General features: G+C 68.9%; 9 protein-coding genes (1 of these 9 cut by a window edge). 2 read left to right on the top strand and 7 right to left on the bottom strand.

Annotation, left to right across the window (positions count from 1 at the left end):
- The 3 genes from Q4V64_RS38470 to thyX form a co-directional block, all read right to left on the bottom strand.
- Positions 1-1,456 carry the 5' portion of a ribonuclease J gene (locus Q4V64_RS38470; RefSeq protein WP_124438817.1) on the bottom strand. Its footprint begins 230 nt before the window's first position, so 1,456 of the gene's 1,686 nt are visible here — the first part of the coding sequence; its start codon is at positions 1,454-1,456; its stop codon lies off the left edge, out of view.
- Positions 1,457-1,610: 154 nt separating this feature from the next.
- Entirely contained in the window at positions 1,611-2,510 is a 900-nt protein-coding gene (gene dapA / locus Q4V64_RS38465) for a 4-hydroxy-tetrahydrodipicolinate synthase (RefSeq protein WP_124438818.1), read from the bottom strand.
- Between the two features lie 211 nt (positions 2,511-2,721).
- A complete protein-coding gene (thyX, locus tag Q4V64_RS38460) occupies positions 2,722-3,462 on the bottom strand; it encodes an FAD-dependent thymidylate synthase (RefSeq protein WP_124438819.1) in 741 nt (246 codons plus the stop codon).
- Between the two features lie 197 nt (positions 3,463-3,659).
- Between thyX and Q4V64_RS55490 the strand changes: the two genes are divergently transcribed.
- Positions 3,660-3,899 (top strand): hypothetical protein, encoded by a 240-nt coding sequence (locus tag Q4V64_RS55490; protein ID WP_124438820.1) that lies wholly within the window; start codon positions 3,660-3,662, stop codon positions 3,897-3,899.
- 100 nt (positions 3,900-3,999) lie between these two features.
- Positions 4,000-4,554 carry a hypothetical protein gene (locus Q4V64_RS38450; protein ID WP_124438821.1) on the top strand — a complete coding sequence of 185 codons (555 nt, stop codon included), beginning with the start codon at positions 4,000-4,002 and terminating at the stop codon, positions 4,552-4,554.
- Between the two features lie 73 nt (positions 4,555-4,627).
- Here the strand turns inward: Q4V64_RS38450 and Q4V64_RS38445 are convergent, their stop codons facing one another.
- From Q4V64_RS38445 to Q4V64_RS38430, 4 genes are read right to left on the bottom strand one after another with little or no spacing between them, the layout of a single operon-like run.
- Positions 4,628-5,083 (bottom strand): hypothetical protein, encoded by a 456-nt coding sequence (locus tag Q4V64_RS38445; RefSeq protein WP_124438822.1) that lies wholly within the window; start codon positions 5,081-5,083, stop codon positions 4,628-4,630.
- 12 nt (positions 5,084-5,095) lie between these two features.
- Positions 5,096-5,848 (bottom strand): 4-hydroxy-tetrahydrodipicolinate reductase, encoded by a 753-nt coding sequence (gene dapB, locus Q4V64_RS38440; protein WP_124438823.1) that lies wholly within the window; start codon positions 5,846-5,848, stop codon positions 5,096-5,098.
- Between the two features lie 39 nt (positions 5,849-5,887).
- On the bottom strand, positions 5,888-7,267 hold the full coding sequence (locus tag Q4V64_RS38435) for a pitrilysin family protein (RefSeq protein WP_124438824.1): 1,380 nt from the start codon (positions 7,265-7,267) through the stop codon (positions 5,888-5,890).
- A complete protein-coding gene (locus Q4V64_RS38430) occupies positions 7,264-9,483 on the bottom strand; it encodes a polyribonucleotide nucleotidyltransferase (RefSeq protein ID WP_124438825.1) in 2,220 nt (739 codons plus the stop codon). Before Q4V64_RS38430 ends, Q4V64_RS38435 begins: the two co-directional genes overlap by 4 nt.
- Positions 9,484-9,547 lie beyond the last annotated feature (64 nt).

Here is a 9,547-nt window from a genome sequence, read left to right as displayed (position 1 = left end):
TCGACGAGTCGATGACCACGAAGACCGAGATGATGCCCTCGTCGCCGAGGATCTTGCGGTCCTTCAGGGCCGGCTCGCCGACGTCGCCGACCGACAGGCCGTCGACGTACACGTAACCCGCCTGGACCTTGCCCGAGATCTTGGCCTTGCCCTCGATGAGGTCGACGACCACGCCGTCCTCGGCGATGACGATCCGGTCGTGCGGGACGCCGGTCAGGGCGCCCAGCTCGGCGTTGGCCCGCAAGTGGCGCCATTCGCCGTGGACCGGCATCAGGTTCCTGGGCCGGCAGATGTTGTAGAAGTACAGCAGCTCGCCGGCCGAGGCGTGGCCTGAGACGTGGACCTTCGCGTTGCCCTTGTGGACCACGTTCGCGCCCCAGCGGGTCAGGCCGTTGATGACGCGGTAGACCGCGTTCTCGTTGCCGGGGATCAGTGACGACGCCAGGATCACCGTGTCGCCCTGGACGATGCGGATCTGGTGGTCGCGGTTCGCCATGCGGGACAGGGCTGCCATGGGTTCGCCCTGGGAGCCCGTGCAGACCAGGACGACCTCGTGGTCCGGCAGGTCGTCGAGTGTCTTGACGTCGACCACCAGGCCCGGCGGCACCTTCAGGTACCCCAGATCTCGTGCGATGCCCATGTTGCGGACCATCGAGCGGCCGACGAAGGCGACCCGGCGGCCGTACTCGTGGGCCGCGTCCAGGATCTGTTGGATGCGGTGGACGTGGCTGGCGAAGCTGGCCACGATGATCCGCTTGCGGGCGCTCGCGAAGACCTGCCGCAGGACGTTCGAGATGTCCCGCTCGTGCGGGGTGAAGCCGGGGACCTCGGCGTTCGTGGAGTCGGAGAGAAGGAGGTCGATGCCCTCCTCGCTCAGACGTGCGAAGGCGTGGAGGTCCGTGAGGCGGTTGTCCAGCGGAAGCTGGTCCATCTTGAAGTCGCCCGTGTGGACCACCATGCCGGCGGGCGTGCGGATGGCCACCGCGAGGGCGTCGGGGATGGAGTGGTTGACCGCGACGAACTCGCAGTTGAACGGGCCGATGCGCTCGCGATGCCCTTCCGTCACCTCGAGGGTGTACGGGCGGATGCGGTGCTCCTGGAGCTTGGCCTCGATCAGGGCGAGGGTCAGCTTGGAGCCGATCAGCGGGATGTCCGGCTTCTCCCGGAGGAGGAACGGGACGCCTCCGATGTGGTCCTCGTGGCCATGGGTGAGGACGATGCCCTCGATGTCGTCGAGGCGGTCCCGGATGGACGAGAAGTCCGGCAGGATCAGGTCGATCCCGGGCTGCTCCTCCTCGGGGAAGAGCACTCCGCAGTCGACGATCAGAAGGCGGCCTCCGTACTCGAAGACCGTCATGTTTCGGCCGATCTCTCCGAGGCCGCCGAGTGGGGTGACCCGCAGGCCGCCTTCGGGGAGCGGCGGCGGCGGGCCGAGTTCAGGATGCGGATGACTCAAAAGACTCTCCTCAACCACACGCGCCACGTACCGGTGGGCACGTGGCGCGCATGACGTTCGTGCAGAAGCAGTTGTCTTGGAAAACGCAGGCACCGGTGGCCTGCTTATTCAGTTGTGAAGTCTGGTTGCGCGACGCTGCGCGCGAAGTCTGTTGCTAGAGCTGTACCCCGCCCGCGGCAAGATCGATCTTGAGCTGCTCGATCTCCTCGGGTGCGAGCTCGACCATGGGGGCGCGCAGCGGTCCGGCGGGCAGGCCCTGGAGGGCGAGCGCCGCCTTCGTCGTCATGACGCCCTGGGTGCGGAACATGCCCGTGTAGACGGGGAGCAGCTTCTGGTGGATCTCGGTGGCCTTCTGGACGTCGCCGGAGACGAACGCCTCGACCAGTGCGCGCAGGTCCGGGGTGACGACGTGGCCGACGACCGAGACGAAGCCGACCGCGCCGACCGAGAGCAGCGGCAGGTTCAGCATGTCGTCGCCGGAGTACCAGGCGAGGCCGGAGCGGGCGATGGCCCAGCTGGCCCGGCCGAGGTCGCCCTTGGCGTCCTTGTTGGCGACGATCCGCGGGTGCTCGGCGAGGCGGACGAGCGTCTCGGTGTTGATCGGGACGCCGCTGCGGCCGGGGATGTCGTAGAGCATGACGGGGAGCTCGGCGGCGTCGGCGATGGCCCTGAAGTGGCGGTACAGGCCCTCCTGCGGGGGCTTGTTGTAGTACGGCGTCACGATCAGGAGGCCGTGTGCGCCCACCTTCTCCGCGGCGCGGGCCAGCTCGATGCTGTGGTGGGTGTCGTTGGTGCCGACGCCGGCGACGACGTGGGCTCGGTCGCCGACGGCCTCCAGGACGGCCCGTACGAGATCCGCTTTCTCCGCATTGCTGGTGGTGGGGGACTCGCCGGTGGTGCCGTTGATGATCAGGCCGTCGTTGCCTGCGTCCACCAGGTGGGCGGCGAGCCGCTGCGCGCCGTCGAGGTCGAGTGCGCCGTCCGCCGTGAAAGGCGTGACCATGGCGGTGAGGACCCGCCCGAAGGGGGTCTGCGGAGTGGAGGTCGGAGCCATGGGTAACACGCTACTCGTTGCTCAGGGCGGGGTCTGCCCTCGGGGCAGGCGACAAGTCGTGACAAAGATGGAGCCCGGCACTGCCTGCTCGGGGGTTCAAGCAGTGCCGGGTCCGTTTGATCAGGCTAGATGAACTTCTCCAAATGCCGCAATACGGACACTTCGCCAGGCTGGTCCGTACATGTGTGCCCGAGGGGAGAACGCAGGTGCGTTACGGCGCCACACGGCCGTTCGCATTGAAGGCGGCGTGGGTGAGTGGCATGAGCTCGGCCCACTCGGCCTCCATCTTCTCGCCGACCATCTCGATCTCCCGCTGCGGGAAGGACGGGACCTTCGCCAGTTCGTGCTGGGTACGCAGGCCGAGGAAGTGCATCAGCGAGCGGGCGTTGCACGTGGCGTACATCGAGGAGAACAGGCCGACCGGGAGGACCGCGCGGGCGACCTCGCGGGCGACGCCCTGCGCCAGCATCTGCTGGTAGGTCCGGTACGCCTGGCGGTACGACTCTTCCATGGCGTGTCCGACGAGCTCGTGCTGCTCCGGGGTGCCCTCGACGAACACGTACTTGCCCGGTCGGCCCTGCTGGACGAGCTTCCGTGACGTGTCCGGCACGTAGAACACGGGCTGCAGTTCCCTGTACCGGCCGGACTCCTCGTTGTACGACCAGCCCACGCGGTGCCGCATGAACTCGCGGAAGACGAAGATCGGGGCGCTGATGAAGAAGGTCATCGAGTTGTGCTCGAACGGGCTGCCGTGCCGGTCGCGCATGAGGTAGTTGATCAACCCCTTCGACCGCTCCGGGTCCTTCTTCAGCTCGTCCAGGGACTGCTCCCCGACGGTCGACACACGGGCCGCGAAGAGCACGTCGGAGTCCGCCGCGCTGTGTTTGACCAGTTCAACGGTGACATCGCTGCGGAGGTCGATCTTGAATTCGTCGTCGGGGGTGGGGGTCACGATGCGGAGGGTCCTTCCCATCTTGTCGCTTGGCGACGCCACTCTACGGCGCCGGTCGGCGCCGGGCAGCGCCCACCAAACGGGACGTTCACTGTCGTGCCCGAGTGAAGTTGGTGAAACCGGGCACCTTTTGGGGCACTCGCGCGTCTGTATTGGTGCCACCGATTCGTTCTATCCCTGAAGGGAGAAGCACCCCAATGTTGCGTCGGCGCGAGCCCGTACCGTTCGCCTTCCTCTCCGAAGCCGACAGGTTCCGCAGCAATGTCACTCCCCCACCCCGTGAGCGGGCGTCCGTGAGTCAGATAGCCGGGCGCTGGCTCCTGGGGCTCACGGTCGTCGCCGGACTCGTGGGTTCCCTGGTTCTGGGGATGCCGGCGCTCTCACCCGACCAGTCGTCCGGGCAGACACAGCAGTCCCAGGCGTCCGAGGGGCGCTGAGCCGGAGCTGACTCCATCCGGACCCCGAGATTGGTGAGCAGGGACAGGGGTCGATAACCTCACCGGCACAGCCCACGCATGGATTGAGTGAGGACCAGCCGTGCCCCTGCCCTTCCTGACGGCCGACCGCGCATTCGAGGCAGCCGACGACATCGCGTTGCCCTTCGACGACCGCGACCGCTGGCGGCGCCCCTACCGGCCCGGCCCGTGGCGTGTGGGCGTGGCCGCGATCCTGCTGCTGCTCGCCTCGTACGTGCTGTTCGCGGCGGTCATCATCGCGCTGACGGCCTCGGCGTCCGAGGCCGGTGTGGTCTTCGGCATCGCGCTGGCCGTCATCGCGGGCGCCCTGCGACTGCTGCGGATGGGCGTGTGGGTCAGCGCACGCGGGCTGCGCCAGGTCGGGTTCCTGCTCACGCGTACGGTGCCCTGGGAGCGGATCGTCACCGTGCGGACGGTGCAGCAGCCGGTGCGCTGGCTCGGGCTGCCGCGCGCGGTTCAGGGGCAGGCGCTGCTCCTCGTACGGCGGGATCAGGCCGCGGACGACGTGCCGGCGCTGCTGACCACGCACAATGCGGACTTCCTGGCGCGTCCCGGCTCCTTCGACCGGGCGGCGGACTCGATCGAGGCCTGGGCCGCGGAGTACGGGCGGGGCTGACGTCCGACGACGCCACGAAGGGGCCGGTCCGCGTGTGGTGCGGTCCGGCCCCTTCGACGTACGGCGGAAGCAGTCAGGCAGCCTGGACCGGCTTGCCCTCGTGCAGGGCGATCGCCCGCTGCATCGCCTTGCGGGCGCGCGGGGTGTCGCGGGCGTCGTGGTAGGCGATGGCGAGGCGGAACCAACTGCGCCAGTCGTCGGGCGCCGCCTCCGTCTCGGCCTTACGCTTGGCGAAGACCTCGTCGGCCGACGCACGGTCGATACGGCCGCTGGGAGTGCGCTTCAGCTCGTCGACGGGCAGGCCGCCCTCGGAGTCGAGTTCGGCGGCGAGCCGGCCCGCCTTGCGGGCGAACTGGGTGTTCTTCCACAGGAACCACAGGCCGATCACCGGCAGGATCAGCACCGCGACACCGAAGGTGACGGTGAGGAGCGTGCCGGACTGGATGAGCATGACGCCGCGGCTGCCGACCAGGAGGAAATAGAAGACCAGGACGGCGGCCGTTATGGCGTAGGAGAGCTTCGCGCGCATGGGTGTCGGGGCTCAGTTCAGGTCGAGGAAGTGTTCCAGACCGAAGGTCAGGCCCGGGGTCGTGACGACGCGGCGGGCGCCCAGCAGGATGCCCGGCATGAAGCTGCTGTGGTGGAGGGAGTCGTGGCGGACGGTGAGGGTCTCGCCCTCGCCGCCGAGGAGGACCTCCTGGTGGGCGAGCAGGCCGCGCAGGCGGACGGCGTGGACGGGGATCCCGTCGACGCTGGCGCCCCGCGCGCCGTCCAGGGCCGTCGCCGTGGCGTCCGGCGCCGGAGCGGAGCCCGCCTTGGCCCGGGCCTCGGCGATGAGCTGGGCGGTGCGGGTGGCGGTTCCGGACGGGGCGTCCACCTTGTTGGGGTGATGCAGTTCGACGACCTCGACGGACTCGAAGTAGGGCGCGGCCATCTGCGCGAACTTCATGGTCAGGACCGCGCCGATGGAGAAGTTCGGCGCGATGAGGACGCCGGTCTCCGGGGACCGGGCGAGCCAGTCCCTCAGCTGCGCGAGGCGCTCGTCGGTCCAGCCCGTCGTACCGACGACCGCGTGGATGCCGTGCCGTACGCAGTAGTCGAGGTTGTCCATCACCGAGGCCGGCGTGGTCAGTTCGACGGCGACCTGGGCGCCGGTCTCGGCCAGCGTCTCCAGCTTGTCGCCCCGGCCCAGGGCGGCGACCAGCTCCATGTCCTCGGCGGCCTCGACCGCCCGTACCGCCTCGGAGCCGATCCGGCCCTTGGCGCCGAGGACCGCCACGCGCAGCTTGCTCATGTCCTTGCTTCCTTACCGATGACGTACCGATGACGGGTGTCAGGCGACGGCGTCGTGCAGCCGGGCGGCCTGCTTGTCCTTCAGCGGGCCGATGACCGACAGCGAGGGTCGTCGTCCCAGGATCTCGCGGGCGACCGAACGGACGTCGTCCGGGGTGACCGAGGCTATCCGGGCCAGCATGTCGTCGACCGACATCTGCTCGCCCCAGCACAGCTCGCTCTTGCCGATGCGGTTCATCAGCGCGCCCGTGTCCTCCAGGCCCAGGACCGTGGAGCCCTGGAGCTGGCCGATGGCGCGGCCGATCTCGTCGTCCGAGAGGCTGTGCTCGGCCACGTGGTCGAGTTCGTCGCGGCAGATCTTCAGCACGTCGTGCACCTGGCTCGGGCGGCAGCCCGCGTACACGCCGAACAGGCCGCAGTCGGCGAAGCCGGAGGTGTACGAGTACACGCTGTAGGCCAGGCCGCGCTTCTCCCTGACCTCCTGGAACAGGCGGGAGGACATCCCGCCGCCGAGGGCCGTGTTCAGGACCCCCAGGGCCCAGCGGCGCTCGTCCGTGCGGGACAGGCCGGGCATGCCCAGGACGACATGGGCCTGCTCGGTCTTGCGGCCGATCAGCTCGACGCGGCCCGCTGTGCGCAGGGCGCGTCGGCCCTCGCGCGGGGCGATGGGCGTGGCGTCGAGGTCCTTGAAGGCGCCCGCGTTCTCGAAGGCGGCACGGACCTGTCGTACGACCTTGTTGTGGTCGATGTTGCCGGCGCATGCGACCACGAGGTGGGTCGGGTCGTAGTGCTTCTTGTAGAAGCGGCGGATGCGGTCGGCGGTGAGGGCGTTCACCGTGTCGACCGTGCCCAGGACCGGGCGGCCGAGGGGGTTGTCGCCGAACATGGTGTGCGCGAACAGGTCGTGCACGCAGTCGCCCGGGTCGTCCTCGGTCATCGCGATCTCTTCGAGGATCGCGCCGCGCTCGACGTTGACGTCCTCTTCGAGGATGAGGGAGCCGGTCAGCATGTCGCAGACGACGTCGATGGCCAGCGGCAGGTCGGTGTCGAGCACGCGCGCGTAGTAGCACGTGTACTCCTTCGCCGTGAACGCGTTCATCTCGCCGCCGACCGCGTCGATGGCGGAGGAGATGTCCAGCGCGCTGCGTCGCGTGGTGCCCTTGAAGAGCAGGTGCTCCAGGTAGTGCGTGGCGCCGTTCAGGGCCGGAGTCTCGTCGCGGGAGCCGACGTGCGCCCAGATGCCGAAGGTGGCGGAGCGCACGGAGGGCAGGGTCTCGGTGACCACGCGGAGACCGCCGGGGAGGGTGGTCTTGCGGACGGTACCGATGCCGCCCGCGCCTTTGATGAGGGTTTGGGTACGGGCGACGGCCCGCGCCTCCGAAGAGGTGCGGGCCGTCGCCGTGGAGCTACTGGACGTCACTGGTCGGCGTCGTCCTTCTTGTCGTCGGAGCTTTCTTCGCCCTCGATCACGGGGATCAGGGAGAGCTTGCCGCGCGAGTCGATCTCGGCGATCTCGACCTGGACCTTGGCGCCCACGCCGAGCACGTCTTCGACGTTCTCCACGCGCTTGCCGCCGGCCAGCTTGCGGATCTGCGAGATGTGCAGCAGACCGTCCTTGCCGGGCAGCAGGGAGACGAACGCACCGAAGGTGGTCGTCTTGACGACCGTGCCCAGGTAGCGCTCGCCGACCTCCGGCATGGTCGGGTTGGCGATCGAGTTGATCGTGGTGCGGGCGGCCTCGGCGGCCGGGCCGTCGGAGGCACCGATGTAGATGGTGCCGTCGTCCTCGATCGTGATCTCGGCGCCGGTGTCCTCCTGGATCTGGTTGATCATCTTGCCCTTGGGGCCGATGACCTCGCCGATCTTGTCCACGGGGATCTTGACGGTGATGATCCGCGGGGCGTTCGGGGACATCTCGTCCGGCGTGTCGATCGCTTCCATCATCACGTCGAGGATGTGGAGGCGGGCGTCACGGGCCTGCTTGAGGGCGGCGCCCAGGACGGAGGCGGGGATGCCGTCCAGCTTGGTGTCGAGCTGGAGGGCGGTCACGAACTCCTTGGTGCCGGCGACCTTGAAGTCCATGTCGCCGAAGGCGTCCTCCGCACCGAGGATGTCGGTGAGGGTGACGTAGTGCGTCTCGCCCTCGATCTCCTGGGAGATCAGGCCCATGGCGATACCGGCGACGGGGGCCTTCAGCGGCACACCGGCGTTCAGCAGCGACATGGTGGAGGCGCAGACCGAGCCCATGGAGGTCGAGCCGTTCGAGCTGAGCGCCTCGGACACCTGGCGGATCGCGTAGGGGAACTCCTCGCGGGTCGGCAGGACCGGCACCAGGGCGCGCTCGGCGAGGGCGCCGTGGCCGATCTCGCGGCGCTTCGGGGAGCCGACGCGGCCGGTCTCACCGGTGGAGTACGGCGGGAAGTTGTAGTTGTGCATGTAGCGCTTGCGCGTCACCGGCGACAGCGTGTCCAGCTGCTGCTCCATGCGGAGCATGTTCAGCGTCGTGACGCCCAGGATCTGGGTCTCGCCACGCTCGAACACGGCGGAGCCGTGGACCCGCGGGATGGCCTCGACCTCGGCGGCCAGCGTACGGATGTCCGTCACGCCACGGCCGTCGATGCGCTTCTTCTCCTTGATCACGCGCTCGCGGACCAGCTGCTTGGTGAGCGAGCGGTACGCGGCGGAGATCTCCTTCTCGCGGCCCTCGAACTCCGGCAGGAGCTTCTCGGCGGCGAGCGCCTTGACGCGGTCCAGCTCGGACTCGCGCTCCTGCTTGCCCGCGATGGTCAGCGCGGAGGCGAGCTCCGGGCGGACGGCGGCGGTCAGCGCCTCCAGGACGTCGTCCTGGTAGTCGAGGAAGATCGGGAACTCGCCGGTCGGCTTGGCGGCCTTCGCGGCGAGGTCGGCCTGGGCCTTGCAGAGCACCTTGATGAAGGGCTTCGCGGCGTCCAGACCGGCGGCGACGACCTCCTCGGTCGGCGCCTCGGCGCCGCCCTTGACCAGCTGGATGGTCTTCTCGGTGGCCTCGGCCTCGACCATCATGATCGCGACGTCGCCGTCCTCCAGGGTGCGACCGGCGACCACCATGTCGAAGACGGCGTCCTCGAGTTCGGTGTGCGTCGGGAACGCGACCCACTGGCCGTTGATCAGCGCGACGCGGACGCCGCCGATCGGGCCGGAGAAGGGCAGACCGGCCAGCTGCGTGGACGCGGAGGCGGCGTTGATCGCCACGACGTCGTACAGGTGGTCGGGGTTGAGCGCCATGATCGTGGCGACGACCTGGATCTCGTTGCGCAGGCCCTTCTTGAAGGACGGGCGCAGCGGGCGGTCGATGAGGCGGCAGGTGAGGATGGCGTCCTCGGAGGGCCGGCCCTCACGGCGGAAGAAGCTGCCGGGGATCTTGCCGGCGGCGTACATCCGCTCCTCGACGTCCACCGTCAGCGGGAAGAAGTCGAGCTGGTCCTTGGGGTTCTTGGATGCGGTGGTGGCCGACAGCACCATGGTGTCGTCGTCCAGGTACGCCACGGCGGAGCCGGCGGCCTGCTTGGCCAGGCGGCCCGTCTCGAAGCGGATGGTGCGGGTGCCGAAGGAACCGTTGTCGATGACGGCCTCGGCGTAGTGGGTCTCGTTCTCCACTAGCGTTTTCTCCTCGTCTTCGTCCCTCTCGCCCCTGTGGCGGGGGGACGGTGGCGGAGAAGCG

Origin of the sequence: Streptomyces sp. NL15-2K (assembly GCF_030551255.1) — a bacterium.
In the GTDB taxonomy this organism is placed as follows: domain Bacteria; phylum Actinomycetota; class Actinomycetes; order Streptomycetales; family Streptomycetaceae; genus Streptomyces.
The sequence above is the reverse complement of the archived record's forward strand: the minus strand, read 5'-3'. Positions and strand labels throughout refer to the sequence as shown.

Coding starts and splice junctions, on each gene's coding strand:
- dapA (WP_124438818.1), bottom strand. CDS start 2,510: ATGGCTCCGACCTCCACTCCGCAGACCCCCTTCGGGCGGGTCCTCACC.
- Q4V64_RS55490 (WP_124438820.1), top strand. CDS start 3,660: ATGTTGCGTCGGCGCGAGCCCGTACCGTTCGCCTTCCTCTCCGAAGCC.
- Q4V64_RS38445 (WP_124438822.1), bottom strand. CDS start 5,083: ATGCGCGCGAAGCTCTCCTACGCCATAACGGCCGCCGTCCTGGTCTTC.
- dapB (WP_124438823.1), bottom strand. CDS start 5,848: ATGAGCAAGCTGCGCGTGGCGGTCCTCGGCGCCAAGGGCCGGATCGGC.